The sequence below is a fragment of the Nocardiopsis sp. NPDC055879 genome (genome assembly GCF_053615935.1).
Window position 1 is genome coordinate 1 of sequence record NZ_JBSHCT010000014.1, and the last position, 15,408, is coordinate 15,408.

The 15,408-nt window shown below is 67.6% G+C and carries 15 protein-coding genes; all 15 read left to right on the forward strand.

The window, feature by feature from the left end:
• Positions 1–338: 338 nt before the first annotated feature.
• The 15 genes from ACWGKS_RS17690 (at position 339) to nuoK (ending at position 15,401) form a co-directional block, all read left to right on the forward strand.
• Positions 339–1,037, forward strand: coding sequence for an immunity 49 family protein (locus tag ACWGKS_RS17690; RefSeq protein WP_452523317.1), 699 nt, complete (start codon positions 339–341; stop codon positions 1,035–1,037).
• Positions 1,038–1,078: 41 nt separating this feature from the next.
• Complete coding sequence (locus ACWGKS_RS17695; RefSeq protein WP_452523232.1) at positions 1,079–1,960, forward strand: immunity 49 family protein; 882 nt, start codon at positions 1,079–1,081, stop codon at positions 1,958–1,960.
• Positions 1,961–2,018: 58 nt separating this feature from the next.
• Positions 2,019–2,729 (forward strand): demethylmenaquinone methyltransferase, encoded by a 711-nt coding sequence (locus ACWGKS_RS17700; protein WP_358507711.1) that lies wholly within the window; start codon positions 2,019–2,021, stop codon positions 2,727–2,729.
• A gap of 417 nt (positions 2,730–3,146) precedes the next feature.
• Positions 3,147–4,451 (forward strand): geranylgeranyl reductase family protein, encoded by a 1,305-nt coding sequence (locus ACWGKS_RS17705; protein WP_358507709.1) that lies wholly within the window; start codon positions 3,147–3,149, stop codon positions 4,449–4,451.
• Positions 4,452–4,662: 211 nt separating this feature from the next.
• Positions 4,663–5,022, forward strand: a complete 360-nt coding sequence (locus tag ACWGKS_RS17710; protein ID WP_067597535.1) for an NADH-quinone oxidoreductase subunit A — start codon at positions 4,663–4,665, stop codon at positions 5,020–5,022.
• Between the two features lie 70 nt (positions 5,023–5,092).
• The gene (locus ACWGKS_RS17715) at positions 5,093–5,638 is read left to right on the forward strand and encodes a NuoB/complex I 20 kDa subunit family protein (protein ID WP_067597538.1); all 546 of its coding nucleotides are present in this window, start codon (positions 5,093–5,095) and stop codon (positions 5,636–5,638) included.
• Between the two features lie 2 nt (positions 5,639–5,640).
• Positions 5,641–6,387 (forward strand): NADH-quinone oxidoreductase subunit C, encoded by a 747-nt coding sequence (locus tag ACWGKS_RS17720; protein WP_452456364.1) that lies wholly within the window; start codon positions 5,641–5,643, stop codon positions 6,385–6,387.
• A gap of 55 nt (positions 6,388–6,442) precedes the next feature.
• On the forward strand, positions 6,443–7,738 hold the full coding sequence (locus ACWGKS_RS17725; protein WP_358507704.1) for an NADH-quinone oxidoreductase subunit D: 1,296 nt from the start codon (positions 6,443–6,445) through the stop codon (positions 7,736–7,738).
• The gene (nuoE, locus tag ACWGKS_RS17730; RefSeq protein ID WP_358507702.1) at positions 7,735–8,484 is read left to right on the forward strand and encodes an NADH-quinone oxidoreductase subunit NuoE; all 750 of its coding nucleotides are present in this window, start codon (positions 7,735–7,737) and stop codon (positions 8,482–8,484) included. The genes ACWGKS_RS17725 and nuoE overlap by 4 nt, the downstream gene beginning before the upstream one ends.
• The gene (gene nuoF, locus ACWGKS_RS17735; RefSeq protein WP_358507701.1) at positions 8,481–9,803 is read left to right on the forward strand and encodes an NADH-quinone oxidoreductase subunit NuoF; all 1,323 of its coding nucleotides are present in this window, start codon (positions 8,481–8,483) and stop codon (positions 9,801–9,803) included. Before nuoE ends, nuoF begins: the two co-directional genes overlap by 4 nt.
• Positions 9,800–12,259, forward strand: a complete 2,460-nt coding sequence (locus tag ACWGKS_RS17740) for an NADH-quinone oxidoreductase subunit G (RefSeq protein ID WP_358507700.1) — start codon at positions 9,800–9,802, stop codon at positions 12,257–12,259. The genes nuoF and ACWGKS_RS17740 overlap by 4 nt, the downstream gene beginning before the upstream one ends.
• Positions 12,256–13,629 (forward strand): NADH-quinone oxidoreductase subunit NuoH, encoded by a 1,374-nt coding sequence (gene nuoH / locus ACWGKS_RS17745; RefSeq protein ID WP_358507698.1) that lies wholly within the window; start codon positions 12,256–12,258, stop codon positions 13,627–13,629. Before ACWGKS_RS17740 ends, nuoH begins: the two co-directional genes overlap by 4 nt.
• Positions 13,622–14,170 (forward strand): NADH-quinone oxidoreductase subunit NuoI, encoded by a 549-nt coding sequence (nuoI, locus tag ACWGKS_RS17750; RefSeq protein WP_358507696.1) that lies wholly within the window; start codon positions 13,622–13,624, stop codon positions 14,168–14,170. The genes nuoH and nuoI overlap by 8 nt, the downstream gene beginning before the upstream one ends.
• Positions 14,167–15,114 (forward strand): NADH-quinone oxidoreductase subunit J, encoded by a 948-nt coding sequence (locus ACWGKS_RS17755; RefSeq protein WP_358507694.1) that lies wholly within the window; start codon positions 14,167–14,169, stop codon positions 15,112–15,114. Before nuoI ends, ACWGKS_RS17755 begins: the two co-directional genes overlap by 4 nt.
• Positions 15,102–15,401 (forward strand): NADH-quinone oxidoreductase subunit NuoK, encoded by a 300-nt coding sequence (gene nuoK / locus ACWGKS_RS17760; RefSeq protein ID WP_013156051.1) that lies wholly within the window; start codon positions 15,102–15,104, stop codon positions 15,399–15,401. Before ACWGKS_RS17755 ends, nuoK begins: the two co-directional genes overlap by 13 nt.
• Positions 15,402–15,408: the final 7 nt, after the last annotated feature.

The following is a 15,408-nucleotide window of genomic DNA, read 5'->3' on the forward strand; positions in this document are numbered from 1 at the left end:
CACGCCTGTGTCAGGGGAACGAAAGTTCACCCATGAATGCACCCCTCGTCTTGATTGTCGGGTTCCTGCAGATTCCCAGTCACTGAGATCACCTCAATGAGGGCGGGTGGTGCGGAACAGGCGAATGGGTACGATTATCGGATTTTCGACATTGGATAAAAATCGTGCATGTGGCTCGCCCCAAAATCTCTCGGCCGGTCGGCGAAAATAAACTGCGGAGGAATCAGGAGTTTATTGAAAGAAAAGCCAGTGAACTAGACGGGGGTGTTAGGAAGCTGGGTGGCGCGATTAATATCATTGACCATAAGGCTACTGAGTTTCTTGTCGCTGATCCTCGGGTGGAACAGGGTCGGACTTGGGATGCGTGGTTGACGGCAATGCAGTATCACCATGCCTTCTATCAGGCATCGATGGCGGAGCCTTATTCTCGGGTGGATTGTTTGGTCGCTGGTCGGATGCGGAACCTGCATAGTTTCAATCCGAACTATGCGATCAATGCGAGTTCGTGGATCAGTCTTATGCGTAAGACCTTGACGTGCCGCGCCGCTGATCGGTCCCGGTTTCTGGCGCGGGTTCCGGTCGAGGTTCTGCGTAGTGCGGGGGAGAGCGAGGGCACTCGTTTCATGCCTGGCGCCTACGCGGAGGTGGAGGCGTGGCAGGCGTTCGTCCTGGGTTCACCTGACACAGCGGGGCTGGTGGAGCGGGCTCGGGAGTTGTCGGACCCGAAACGGGCTTCGTTCGCCGCCGATCACGCGGAGATGGTGACGCTTCCTGAGCTGGATGTTCTGGGCCGGTTGGTCGCGGGGGACGGTCCCGGGTTCAACGAAGCCCTGGTTCGGGCCTTGGAGTTGTATCGGGAGTACACCGCGGAGGAGTTGGCCAAGGGGAGCACCACAGGGATCTTGCCGCTGGGCCTGTTGGCGTTGGCCTGTCTGGCCCATGACGGGGCCGTGGAGGGTGTGTCCCTCGAAGTGGAGTCCGATTACCTGCCCGCCGGGATCGTGAACGGTTCCTGGCGCGACGCCTTCCCCGTCTAACGACCTGTCGCATCAGTCGTCCTACTTAGAGGAGACCCCACATGGTTTTCGTTCCCCGCCGCACCCCGATCGGGTTCACGGTCGACGAGTCACGGGTGGAGGCGATCGAGGCCGAGCGTGAGCATTACGTCCGGCTCTTGGTGGAGGAGACGGCGACCGCCGACGTCCACCTCGACGCGGTGTACCGCCTCGCCATGGAATTGCTGGTCCTGGACCCCGAGTGCACCTGGATCTGGGCATGGGACGCGTGGGCGTTCGCCTTTCAGTACCACCACGCCGTCGTCGCGCTCGGGACCAGTTCGCGGGGCACCGAACTGGAGTTGTTCGTGGACTACGAGACCCGCTCGCTGGTCTCTCCAGGGGCCATGGCCGGAGCGGACGCGCGGACCTGGCTGACCGCGTTCTTCATGGGCTTGATCTGCCGGGACGAGAAGCGGGTCCGGCACCTGGCGGCCATCCCCATCGAACGGTTGCGCGGAGAGGGCAAGGCCCGGCACCCCGAGTACGTCTACGCCTGGGTGAGCGCCCTACAAGCACTGATCAACCTTGACGACCGGCTTGTCGCGCACCTGCGGGAGGCGATGGAGGGGTCGGACGCCCATTCCCGAGAGGACGCCGGATCGGCGCTGGAAGTGGACCTCTTGGTCTTTCCCCAGATGGACCTGCTGCGCGCGTACCTGACCGGCGAACCGGACGACTTCGAACGCACACTGGTACGCGGCCTGGAGATGTTCGGGGACTTCCACGCCCGCTCGGGGGGAACCGATCCGCTGGAGCAGGTCCTGCCCCTCGGCCTGCTGGGACTGGCGAGCCTGGTCTACGACGAGGCCGGGCGCGATCCGGACCAGCGGATGGACGCGCGTTCGGACTATCTTCCTCGGGTCCTCCTGGAGGGTGGGCGGTACGGGGAGCACCAGGTCTGATCCCGTACCGGGCGAGGGCGGTCTCGGACGCCTGTCGGGCCCCCTTAGTCTTGTTGCCATGACCCGCGCGAAGCTCGACAAGCAGCCCAAGGACGTCGCAGCGATGTTCGACGGCATCGCAGAGAACTACGACCTCGTCAACGACGTCATCTCGCTCGGCCAGGATCGTGCCTGGCGTCGGGCCGTGGTGGACGCGGTCGACGCCCACAGCGGTGAGCTGGTCTTGGACCTGGCCGCGGGCACCGGAACCTCCTCGGAGTCCTTCATCAGGAAGGGCGCTCGCGTCATCGCCTGCGACTTCTCCCTCGGGATGCTCAGCAAGGGCGCCGAGCGGCGGGGCGGCGCCTCTCGCGGTGGGGTGACGTTCGTGGCCGGCGACGCGCTGTCGCTGCCGTTCGCCGACGAGACCTTCGACGCGGTGACCATCTCCTTCGGTCTGCGCAACGTCGCCGACGTGGACCAGGCCCTGCGCGAGTTGCAGCGGGTGACCAAGGTCGGTGGCCGGTTGGTCATCTGCGAGTTCAGCCACATCCCGGTGGAGTTCGTCGACAAGCTCTACTCGACCTACCTGATGGCGGCGCTGCCCAAGGTCGCCGGCGCCTTCTCCGGGCGGAGCGAGGCCTACGACTACCTGTCGGAGTCGATCATGGCCTGGCCGGACCAGGCGGAGCTGTCCAAGTACCTCCAGGCGGCCGGTTGGTCGCGGGTGGCCTGGCGCAACCTGACGCTGGGCACGGTGGCCCTGCACCGTGGCTTCCGGGAAAAGTAAAATCCGACATAACGCCCAGGTGGCATTATTGTTCGTATAAATTAACAAAGTTCTCAAGTCCCAAGGAATCCTGTTCCTTGGGACTTTTTACGTTACCGATGAGTCACTTGGTCCCGCTTATCCGCCATGAGCTGCACTGTTGTCGTTGAGTGGCGCTTTGATGCCGGCTGTGGTGGTTATGGGTTCAATATCCGATTTCTTGAAGAACGGGCCCCGGGTGTCGCCTCTTGGCTCTTGGGGGGCTAGACTTCGGAAAAGAGGCTTGTGAAGTGCTTCACAAGCGCACGAGGCGTAGGACACATGGCCCTATGTCGGACAAGTCGGAAGTCCCGAACCGACCCATAACACCCCCGTTGGCGGGTCGAACCCGCACTGGCCCGCCACGGTAGGACCGCGCGAGTAGTCGAGGACCCACCCGTGAGTGAGACAGCCACCTCCGCTCCCAGAGGCCGTGAGCGGATCGAGTACGACGCCGACGTCATCGTCGTCGGCGCAGGCCCCGCTGGAGCCACCACCGCCTACTACCTGGCTCAGGCCGGACTGGACGTCCTCCTGCTGGAGAAGACCGCCTTCCCCCGGGTGAAGGTCTGCGGTGACGGACTGACACCCAGGGCCGTGAAGCAGCTCACCTCGATGGGCATCACCTTCGAGGACGAGGGTTGGATCAAGAACCACGGCCTGCGCATCGTCGGGGCCGGCGTCCGACTCGAACTTCCCTGGCCCGAACTGGCCGCCTACCCCGGGTACGGACTCGTCCGCACCCGCTACGACTTCGACCAGATCCTGGTCGAACGTGCGGTCGGCGCCGGGGCCAAGCTCCTGGAACGCACCAACGTCACCGGCCCGATCATGGACGAGCGCAGCAATCGCATCGTCGGTGTGCGCGCCAAGAACGCCGACCGCGAACCCGTGAGTTTCCGGGCGCCGCTGGTCGTGGCCGCCGACGGCAACTCCTCCCGGCTCTCCATCGGCATGGGCATCCGTAAGCGTGACGACCGTCCGATGGGCGTGGCCGTGCGCACCTACTTCGAGAGCCCCCGCCACGACGACGACTACCTGGAGTCCTGGCTGGAGCTGTGGGACCGCAGCGGCGACAAGGACGTCCTCCTGCCCGGCTACGGCTGGGTCTTCGGCGTGGGCGACGGCACCAGCAACGTCGGCCTGGGCATCCTCAACTCCACCACCGCCTTCCAGGACGTGGACTACCGCAAGCTGCTGCGCCGGTGGACCGACTCCATGCCCGAGGAATGGGGCTTCAGGGAGGAGAACCGGCAAGGCAAGATCCTCGGCTCGGCGCTTCCGATGGGCTTCAATCGGGTTCCGCACTACGCGCGCGGCCTGATGTTGGTCGGCGACGCGGGCGGCATGGTCAACCCCTTCAACGGTGAGGGCATCGCCTACGCCATGGAGGCCGGGCAGATCGCCGCGGACGTGATCGTGCAGGCGCACGGTCGCACCACCCAGCAGACGCGGGAACGCGTCCTGTTGAACTACCCGGAGATCCTCGCCGACACCTACGGCGGCTACTACACGCTCGGTCGCTACTTCGTGAAGGTCATCGGTCAGCCCGAGTTCATGAAGTACGCGACCAAGTACGGACTGCGTCAGCGCACCCTCATGAAGTTCGTGCTGAAGATGCTCGCCAACCTCACCGAGCCGAACAAGGGTGACGCCATGGACCGGGTGATCAACGGTTTGAGCAAGATGGCGCCCGCGGCCTGACCCGAGGTTTCTCGCGACGCCACGAAGAGCATGGGCCGAAGCCCTGGCGGAGGCCCGAAAAAGCACAGCGTTCTCGTGACGGGCGCCCCTTTCGGGTGCTTTCGAAAGGGTGCCCCTCACACCGAAAAGGATGCGGGACATGCAGGTGAAAACGTTCACAAGACCGCCGGGCGCGCGCCCCGGCGGGCCGTTCAACGGAGGAGGGTGAGCCGTGGAGCTGTACACACCGCTACTCGTGCTCGGCGGGATCGGCGCCGCCTTCGTGGTGGTGTCGATGGTCGTCGGAGCGATCGTCGGACCCAAGCGCTACAACCGCGCCAAGATGCAGGCCTACGAGTGCGGCATCGAGCCGACCCCGCAGCCGGCGGGTGGCGGCCGTTTCACCGTCAAGTACTACATGACGGCCATGATGTTCATCGTCTTCGACATCGAGATCATCTTCCTCATCCCCTGGGCGATCCACTTCGACGCCCTCGGCTGGTTCGGTCTGATCGCGATCATCCTCTTCCTGGTGAACGTCTCCATCGCCTACGCCTACGAATGGCGCCGCGGAGGCCTCGAATGGGACTGATCCGCATGCCCCACCCCCACCCCCAGGCACCACAGACCCGGCAGTTCAGCCTTGAGGAGGTCCGAAGCTGATGGGACTCGAAGAGAAACTCCCCGCGGGGATCGCGCTCACCACGGTCGAACAGGTCGCCGGGCTCGCCCGTAAGACCTCCATGTGGCCGGCCACGTTCGGTCTGGCCTGCTGCGCGATCGAGATGATGTCGGTCGGCGGTCCCCACTACGACCTGGCCCGTTTCGGCATGGAGAAGTTCGGTGCCACCCCCCGACAGGCCGACCTGATGGTCGTCGCCGGACGCGTGAGCCAGAAGATGGCGCCGGTCCTGCGGCAGATCTACGACCAGATGCCCGAACCCAAGTGGGTCATCGCGATGGGCGTGTGCGCGTCCAGCGGAGGCATGTTCAACAACTACGCGATCGTCCAGGGCGTGGACCACATCGTCCCCGTCGACATCTACCTGCCGGGCTGCCCGCCCAGGCCGGAGATGTTCCTGGACGCCGTGCTCAAGCTCCACGACAAGGTGCAGAACACCAAGCTCGGCGCCCATCGGGAGCAGGAGATCACCGAGACCGAGGAGCGGATGCTCCGTCATTCGCTGCCGCTGGTGACCAAGGACTGATCATGAGCAACGAGTACGAGCGCGACCGCGACGAGTCGGCGGAGAACCTGCCCGACCAGCTCGGGCGTGAACGGTTGGCCGCGCCGATCAAGCGAACCGGCATGTTCGGGTCGACGACCACGGGGGACACCTCCGGGTTCGGTGGGCTGAAGGTGCGGGGGAGCGCTCCCGTCCACAGCAGTCGGCCCTTCACCGACCCCGACGACCCGCGCACCGCCGACTTCGACCGGGTCGCCGACGACCTGGAGGCGGCGTTGAACGCCCTGGAACGGGCGGACCTCGTCGAGAGGGTCGTGGTGGCGGTCGGGGAGATCACCTTCCACGTCCGTCGCGAGGGCCTCCTGGAACTGGCCCGGGTACTGCGCGACGACCCCGCCCTGCGCTACGAGCTGTGCACCGGCGTGATCGGGGTGCACTACCCCGACCAGGTCGGGCGCGAGCTGCACGCGGTCTACCACTTCCGGTCGATCACCCACAACAGCGAGATCCGGGTCGAGACCACCTGCCCCGACGCCGACCCGCACGTGCCCTCCATCGTGTCGGTATATCCGACCAACGACTGGCACGAGCGCGAGGCCTGGGACTTCTTCGGGATCGTCTTCGACGACCACCCGGCCCTGACCCGTATCCAGATGCCCGACGACTGGGAAGGCCACCCCCAGCGCAAGGACTACCCACTGGGCGGCGTCCCGGTCGAGTACCGGGGCGCGACCGTGCCCCCACCGGACGAGCGGCGGGACTACAAGTGAACCGCCCGGCCACCACACGAGTGATTCGAAGGGCCATCCAGAAGGGAGGCACGGCATGACCGTCACCGAGGACTACATCGACGCCTCCGGTGGGGACTGGGACGACGTCGTCGAGAAGGCCCAGGGCAGTAGCGCCGAGCGCCTCGTCGTCAACATGGGACCGCAGCACCCGTCCACGCACGGCGTGCTCCGGCTGATCCTCACCCTGGACGGCGAGACCTGCACCGAAGCCCGAGTCGGCATCGGTTACCTGCACACCGGTATCGAGAAGAACATGGAGTACCGGACGTGGACGCAGGGCACCACGTTCGTGACCCGCATGGACTACCTGACGCCGCTCTTCAACGAGACGGCGTACTGCCTGGCGGTCGAGAAGCTGCTCGGCATCACCGACCGCATCCCCGACCGGGCCAACGTCATCCGGATCCTGCTCATGGAGCTGAACCGGATGGCCTCGCACTTCGTGGCCATGGCGACGTTCGGCATGGAGCTGGGCGCCACCACGATCATGACCAACGGCTTCCGTGAACGCGAGATGATCCTCGACATCTTCGAGCTCATCACGGGTCTGCGAATGAACCACGCCTTCATCCGCCCCGGCGGGGTGGCCCAGGACCTGCCTCCGGGCGCGGTCGGCAAGGTGCGGGAACTGCTCAAGGACATGCCCGAGCGCATCAAGATCATGCGCAAGCTCCTGGACGAGAACCCCCTCTACCTGGCCCGGACCAAGGACGTCGCCTACCTCAACCTGCCCGGTTGCATGGCGCTCGGCGTCACCGGACCGCTGGTGCGCGCCTCCGGTCTGGCCTGGGACCTGCGCAAGGCCAAGCCCTACTGCGGCTACGAGAACTACGAGTTCGACGTGCCGGTCTCCGACGGCGGCGACGTGTACGCCCGTTACCGGGTGCGCATGGCCGAGATGGAGGAGAGCCTCAAGATCGTCGAGCAGTGCCTGGACAAGCTGGAGCCCGGGCCCGTGATGATCGAGGACGCCAAGATCGGTTGGCCCGCCAAGCTCGCGCTGGGTCCGGACGGTCTGGGCAACTCCCCGGACCACATCGCGCACATCATGAGCGGCTCGATGGAGGCGCTCATCCACCACTTCAAGTTGGTCACCGAGGGTTTCCGGGTCCCGGCCGGCCAGGCGTACGCGGCGGTGGAGAGCGCCAAGGGCGAACTCGGCTGCCACGCCGTCAGTGACGGGGGCACCCGCCCCTACCGCGTCCACTTCCGCGACCCGTCGTTCACCCACCTCCAGGCCGTCGCCGCCATGTGCGAGGGCGGGACGGTGGCGGACGTCATCGCGGCCGTGGCCAGTATCGACCCGGTGATGGGAGGAGTGGACCGGTGAGCGAGAACAACGACAACGGGACCACCGAGACCGAACAGAGCGTCTTCACCGACGAGGTGGTGGCCCGCCTGGCGCAGGACGCCAAGGAGATCATCAGCCGCTACCCGAAGCCGCGGTCGGCGCTGCTGCCGCTGCTGCACCTGGTGCAGTCCGAGGAAGGGCACGTCAGTCGGGACGGCATGAGGTTCTGCGCCGACCAGCTGGACATCACCCTCGCCGAGGTCAACGCGGTCGCCACGTTCTACACCATGTACCGCCGCCGTCCCGGCGGCGACTACCAGGTGGGCGTGTGCACCAACACCCTGTGCGCGGTGATGGGCGGAGACGAGATCTTCTCCTCCCTCAAGGAGCACCTGGACCTGGAGAACGGCGAGACCACCGAGGACGGCAAGGTCACGCTGGAGCACGTGGAGTGCAACGCGGCCTGCGACTTCGCCCCCGTGGTGATGGTCAACTGGGAGTTCTTCGACGACCAGACGCCCGCCACCGCCAAGCAGCTGGTCGACGACCTGCGCTTGGGCGAGGACGTCGCGCCCACCCGCGGCCCGAAGAGCCTGTGCACCTGGAAGCAGGCCTCGCGCGTGCTCGCCGGGTTCGACGACGGGCGCGCGGGCGAGGGTGTCCAGGCGGCCACCCCGTCGCTGGCCGGCCTCAAGCTCGCCCAGCAGCGCGGGTGGACGGCTCCGGACCCCGACGACCTCCCCACACCTTCTTCCGACGAGCAGGGTGAGGAGGGCGCCAAGTGACCACCCTGACCCCGATCCTGTCCAAGAACTGGGATCGTCCCGACTCCTTCACGATCGACGGTTACCGGGCCACCGGCGGCTATGAGGCGCTGCGCAAGGCGCTGACCATGGAGCCCGACGGCATCGTCGACCTGGTCAAGGAAGCCGGCCTGCGCGGCCGCGGCGGCGCGGGCTTCCCCACCGGGATGAAGTGGGGGTTCCTGCCCAAGGACAACCCCAACCCGCGCTACCTCGTCGTCAACGCCGACGAGTCCGAGCCGGGTACCTGCAAGGACATCCCGCTCATGCTCGCCAACCCGCACGTGTTGGTGGAGGGCGTGGCGATCGCCGCCTACGCGATCAAGTCCAGCCAGGCCTTCATCTACGTGCGCGGTGAGGTCCTGCACGTCATCCGACGGCTCCGTCAGGCGGTGGCCGACGCCTACGAGGCCGGACTGCTGGGCAAGGACATTCTCGGCACCGGCTTCGACCTCGACGTGGTCGTGCACGCCGGGGCCGGCGCCTACATCTGCGGTGAGGAGACCGCCCTCCTGGACTCCCTGGAGGGCTACAAGGGCCAGCCGCGGCTCAAGCCGCCGTTCCCCGCGGTGGCCGGGCTCTACGCCTCCCCCACCGTGGTGAACAACGTGGAGTCCATCGCCAGCGTCCCGGGGATCGTCGCCAACGGCGCCGAGTGGTTCACCTCCATGGGCACCGAGAAGTCCGCCGGGTTCGGCTTCTTCTCGCTGTCCGGGCACGTCGCCAACCCCGGCCAGTACGAGGCGCCGCTCGGCATCACGCTGCGCGAACTCCTCGACATGGCGGGCGGGATGCGCGCCGGGCACGAACTCAAGTTCTGGACCCCGGGCGGTTCCTCCACACCGATCTTCACCGACGAGCACCTGGACACCCCGCTCGACTTCGAGTCGGTGGGCGCCGCCGGGTCCATGCTCGGCACCCGCGCCCTCCAGATCTTCGACGAGACCACCTGCGTGGTGCGCGCCGTCGGCCGTTGGATCGCCTTCTACGCCCACGAGTCCTGCGGCAAGTGCACGCCCTGCCGCGAGGGCAACTTCTGGATGGTCCAGGTCCTGGACCGGCTGGAGCGGGGCGAGGGCACCGAGGCCGACATCGACAAGCTCCTGGACATCTGCGACAACCTGCTCGGTCGCTCCTTCTGCGCCCTGGGCGACGGTGCCACCAGCCCCGTCATGTCGTCGATCAAGTACTTCCGCCAGGAGTACGTCGACCACTTCGAGAAGGGCGGCTGTCCCTTCGACCACTCCAGGTCCACCCTCTGGGCGGACCGGCCGACCTCTGCAGAGGGAGGGAACCGATGACCGTCACCTCCAACACATCCGGCGGGTCCTCACCCGCCCCGCCCCCGGAGGATCTGATCACCGTCACCATCGACGGTTTCCAGCTCCGGGTGCCCAAGGGGACCCTGCTGATCCGCGCGGCCGAGCTGCTCGGCATTCAGATCCCCCGGTTCTGCGACCACCCGTTGCTCGATCCGGTCGCCGCCTGCCGCCAGTGCCTGGTCGAGATCCCCGACATGGGCAACGGCCGGGGAATGCCCAAGCCACAACCCTCCTGCGCCATCACGGTCATGGAGGGCATGGTGGTCAACACCCAGTTGACCTCCTCGGTGGCGGAGAAGGCCCAGCGCGGAATCATGGAGTTCCTGCTGATCAACCACCCGCTGGACTGTCCTGTCTGCGACAAGGGCGGCGAGTGTCCCCTGCAGAACCAGGCCATGTCCACGGGGCAGGGCGAGACCCGCTTCATCGACGTCAAGCGCACCTTCCCCAAGCCCGTCTCGCTGTCGACCGAGGTGCTGCTGGACCGCGAGCGCTGCATCCAGTGCACGCGTTGCACCCGCTTCGCCGCCGAGATCGCCGGTGACCCGTTGATCGAGCTCATGGAGCGCGGCGCCCAGGAACAGATCGGCATCGCCGAGGGGGAGCCGTTCGACTCCTACTTCTCCGGCAACACGGTGCAGATCTGCCCGGTGGGCGCGCTCACCGGCGCCGCCTACCGGTTCCGGTCACGCCCCTTCGACCTGGTCTCCACCCCCAGTATCTGCGAGCACTGCGCCGGTGGTTGCGCACAGCGCACCGACCACCGACGGGGCAAGGTCACCCGCCGCCTGGCCGGCGACGACCCGCAGGTGAACGAGGAGTGGAACTGCGACAAGGGTCGGTGGGCGTTCACCTACGCCACCGAGGGCGACCGGCTCAGCCGCCCCCTGGTCCGTGACGAGGACTCCCGGGCCCTGGAGTTCGCCTCCTGGCCCGAGGCCATCGGCATGGCCGCCCAGGGACTGGCCGCCGCTCGCGGCAACGTGGGCGTACTGGTCGGCGGACGCCTCACCTACGAGGACGCCTACGCCTACGCCAAGTTCGCCCGCGTGGCCCTGGGCACCAACGACGTGGACGCCCGCGCCCGCGAGCACTCCGCCGAGGAGGCGGCCTTCCTCGCCGCGCGTGTGGCGGGCAGGCCGGTGGACGTCGACTTCACCTCGGTGGAGAAGGCGCCCGCGGTGCTGCTCGCCGGATTCGACCCCGAGGACGAGTCGGCCTCCACGTTCCTGCGCCTGCGCAAGGGCATGCGCAAGCGAGGACTGAAGGTGTACTCGCTGGCCTCGCACTCCACCCTCGGCCTGACCAAGACCAAGGGCACGCTCGTTCGGACCGTCCCGGGTGATGAGGGTCGGACCCTCAACTCCCTGGACGTGGAACATCCCGAGATCCTCCAGGCCATGGGCCAGGAGGGCGCGATCATCCTGGTGGGCGAGCGGCTCGCCGCCGCCCCCGGCGCGCTCACAGCGGCGGTCGCCCTGTCCGAACGCACCGGAGCCCGCCTGGCGTGGATCCCGCGTCGCGCGGGTGAGCGCGGCGCCATCGACGCCGGGGCGCTCCCGAACCTGCTGCCCGGCGGACGTCCTGTCGCCGACGCCTCGGCCCGCGCCGAGGTCGCCCGAGCCTGGAACGTCGGTTCCCTGCCGAGCGAACCCGGCCGCGACACCGACGCGATCATCGCCGCGGCCGCCGCCGGTGAACTGGACGCCCTGGTCATCGCGGGGCTGGAACTGGACGACCTGCCCGACCCCGAGGCGGCCCGCGCCGCCCTGGCCCGGGTGCCGTTCATCGTCAGCCTGGAACTACGCGCCAGTGACGTCACCGACCGCGCCGACGTGGTGTTCCCGGTGGCCGCCGTCGCCGAGAAGTCCGGCACCTTCGTCAACTGGGAGGGCCGTCACCGACCCTTCGGTGAGGCGCTCAAGGTGCCCGGAGCCCTCTCCGACCTGCGGGTCCTGTCCGCCATCGCGGACGAGATGGACGTGCACCTGGGTCTGCCCGACGCCACGGGCGCCCACCGGGAACTGTTGGAGTTGGGCCCGTGGGCGGGGAACCGCCCCGTCGGTCCCTCCGCGCGTCCGGTGGCCACACCCGAACCCGGCCCCGGCCGCGCGCTGCTGTCCACCTGGAAGCAGTTGCTCGGCACCGGCCGCATGGAGGACGGCGAGCCCTACCTGGCCGGGACCGCCCGCAAGGCCCGTGCCTACCTGTCCAAGACCACGGCGGAGGAGGTCGGCGTCTCCGACGGCGGCTCGCTGCGCGTCACCGGCCCCCTGGGGACGGTGACCGTGCCCGCGGTCGTCACCGACATCGCCGACCGGGTCGTCTGGCTCCCGGCCAACGCGCACGGCTGCGACATCCGTCGTGACCTGGGCGCCACCGCCGGGCAGACGGTCGAACTGGCCTCGCCCACCACCAACGGGAGGCAACAGTGACCCCCGCCGCTCTCGATCCGCGCGTGGCCGACCTGGCCGCGGAGAGCACCCTGAGCGCCTTCGGGAACGACCCGTGGTGGATCACCACCATCAAGGCGCTGGGCATCTTCGTGTTCCTGATGGTCTGCGTGCTGATGATGATCATGGCCGACCGTAAGGTCATGGGCCGCATGCAGCAGCGACACGGACCCAACCGGATGGGCCCCTTCGGCCTCCTGCAGTCCCTGTTCGACGGGATCAAGCTCTCCCTCAAGGAGGACGTGATCCCGCGCGGTGTGGACCGGTTCGTCTACATCGCCGCGCCGATGATCGCCGCCATTCCGGCGTTCCTCGCCTTCTCGGTCATCCCGATGGGTCCCGAGGTGAACATGTTCGGGGTCATGACCCCGCTACAGCTCACCGACCTGCCCATCGCCGCGCTGCTGGTGCTGGCCACCGCCGCGCTGGGCGTGTACGGGATCGTCCTGGGCGGCTGGGCCTCCCAATCCCCGTACGCCCTGCTCGGTGGTCTGCGCGCCTCCGCGCAGGTGATCAGCTACGAGGTCGCCATGGGCCTGTCCTTCGTGGCGGTCTTCATCATGGCGGGCACCCTCACCACCTCCGGCATCGTCGCGGCCCAGGAGAACCTGTGGTTCGCGGTGCTGCTCCTGCCCTCCTTCCTCATCTACATCGTCACGATGATCGGCGAGACCAACCGGCTCCCGTTCGACCTGGCCGAGGGTGAGGGCGAGATCGTCGGTGGCTTCATGACCGAGTACGGGTCCATGAAGTTCACGATGTTCTTCCTCGCGGAGTACGTGAACATGTGCACCGTCGCCGCGGTGTCCGTGACGCTCTTCCTCGGCGGCTGGTACGCGCCGCCCGGCGTCACCGCGATCATCCCCGGCGCCAACGAGGGCTGGCTGCCGCTCCTGTGGTGGCTGCTCAAGTTCGTCGCCGTGATGTTCCTGTTCATCTGGGCCCGGGGCAGCCTCCCGCGTGTGCGCTACGACCAGCTGATGAAGCTCGGCTGGAAGGTCCTCATCCCGATCCAGCTCGTGTGGATCACCGGTGTGGCCGTCGTGCGCATGCTCATCCTGGACGGCGCCTCCCCGGTCATCATCGGGGCGGTCGTCGCGGCCTTCACCGTGGCCACCATCGCCGCCTTCGCCGCTTGGGTGCGCTTCGTGCGCCGCGAGCGCGCCGAGGAGGCCAAGGTGCGTGCCGAGAACGCGCGCCGAGCCCACAAGGAACCCTCCTTCGGCGGGTTCCCGGTGCCCCCGAGCACCGCCGCCCACTACGGCAGCCGCGTGCTCGCCGAGCCGTCTCGGACGGCCTCGGCCGGCACCGTCGAACGCAATCAGAAGAAGGGGGAGGTTACCGGTGCTTGAGTGGCTCAACCCCGTCAAGGGTTTCGGTGTCACCTTCCACACGATGTTCAAGAAGGTGCCCACCGTCGAGTACCCGGAGGTCAAGCGCCCCACGGCGCCGCGCTTCCACGGACGGCACCAGCTGAACCGGTGGGCCGACGGCCTGGAGAAGTGCATCGGGTGCGAACTGTGCGCCTGGGCCTGCCCGGCCGACGCCATCTACGTGGAGGCCGGTGACAACACCGACGACGACCGGTACTCGCCCGGCGAACGCTACGGTCGCGTCTACCAGATCAACTACCTGCGCTGCATCCTCTGCGGTCTGTGCGTCGAGGCCTGCCCGACCCGGGCGCTCACCATGACCAACGAGTACGAGCTCGCCGACGACAGCCGGCAGAGCCTCATCTGGACCAAGGAGCAGCTCCTGGCGCCCCTCACCGAGGAGATGGAGCAGCCCCCGCACCCGATGCGGCTCGGCGACGACGAGCAGGACTACTACGCCACCGGGCGCGGTCAGCACGGCACGCAGGACCGGCCGGAGAACGCGGAGGCCACCCCGTGACCCCGCTCGACACGACTCCGCACGTCCTGCACTCCGCGGCGGGAGCGCCGATCGGGTCGGGGGAGACCGCCCTGTTCTGGGTACTGGGCACCATCGTGGTGCTCGGTGCCCTGGGCGTGGTCTTCTCCCGCAAGGCCGTCCACTCGGCCCTGTCGATGGCGTTGACGATGGTCGGCCTGGCGATCTTCTACGGCATCAACGAGGCGCCGTTCCTGATGGTCGTCCAGATCGTCGTCTACACCGGCGCCGTCCTCATGCTGTTCCTGTTCGTACTGATGCTCGTCGGCGTCAGCTCCTCCGACTCCGTGGTGGAGACCCTGCGCGGACAGCGGCTGTTGACGGCGATCGTCGCGATCTGCTTCATCGGCGCCCTCGCCACCGGGATCACCCGCATCACGGTGGGCGACCCGGCCGGGATCGCCGCCGCGGCCCCGGTCGGAGGAACCATCCCGTGGCTGGCCGGCGAGCTGATCATGCGCTACCTGGTCGCGTTCGAGGCCACGGCCGCGCTGCTCATCACCGCGGTGCTGGGCGCCATGGTGCTCGCGCACACCGCTCGGATCGGCAAGCGCCGCACCCAGCGGGAGATGTCCGAGGACCGCATCCGCGGCGACCACCCCACCCCGCTGCCCGGGCCGGGCACCTACGCCAGGCACAACGCGATCGACATGCCCGCGCTGCTGCCGGACGGCACGGTCTCCCAGCTGTCCCTCAACCCCGTCCTCACCGCGCGCGACCCCCAGTACCAGAAGGGCGTGCCCATGGACATCCGGGCGACTCCGCTCCAGGGCGGGGGGTCCGACGCGATCCGACCCGAGGACGACGAACCCACCGCCGGGAAGGGGGCCCGACCCACCGGCGACGGTGAGGACGGCTCCGACCCGGCGGTCGACAACGGCACCAACGGCAACGGGCAGGAGGTCGAGTCCACGTGGACCCGATGAACTACATCGTCCTCGCGGCGCTTCTGTTCACCATCGGCGCGGTCGGCGTCCTCGTCCGACGCAACGCGATCATCGTCTTCATGTGCGTGGAGCTCATGCTCAACGCCTGCAACCTGGCGTTCGTCGCGTTCGCTCGGATGCACGGGGACATCGAGGGGCAGGTCATCGCGTTCTTCGTGATGGTCGTCGCCGCCGCCGAGGTGGTCGTGGGCCTCGCGATCATCATGCAGATCTTCCGAACCCGCAGGTCCGCGTCGCTCGATGACGCCAACCTGCTCAAGCACTAGAAGGCGA

What these genes read in the sequence shown, in the direction of transcription:
- ACWGKS_RS17695 (WP_452523232.1), top strand. Translation starts at nt 1,079, where the DNA reads ATGGTTTTCGTTCCCCGCCGCACCCCGATCGGGTTCACGGTCGACGAG.
- ACWGKS_RS17700 (WP_358507711.1), top strand. Translation starts at nt 2,019, where the DNA reads ATGACCCGCGCGAAGCTCGACAAGCAGCCCAAGGACGTCGCAGCGATG.
- ACWGKS_RS17715 (WP_067597538.1), top strand. Translation starts at nt 5,093, where the DNA reads ATGGGACTCGAAGAGAAACTCCCCGCGGGGATCGCGCTCACCACGGTC.
- ACWGKS_RS17720 (WP_452456364.1), top strand. Translation starts at nt 5,641, where the DNA reads ATGAGCAACGAGTACGAGCGCGACCGCGACGAGTCGGCGGAGAACCTG.
- ACWGKS_RS17725 (WP_358507704.1), top strand. Translation starts at nt 6,443, where the DNA reads ATGACCGTCACCGAGGACTACATCGACGCCTCCGGTGGGGACTGGGAC.
- ACWGKS_RS17740 (WP_358507700.1), top strand. Translation starts at nt 9,800, where the DNA reads ATGACCGTCACCTCCAACACATCCGGCGGGTCCTCACCCGCCCCGCCC.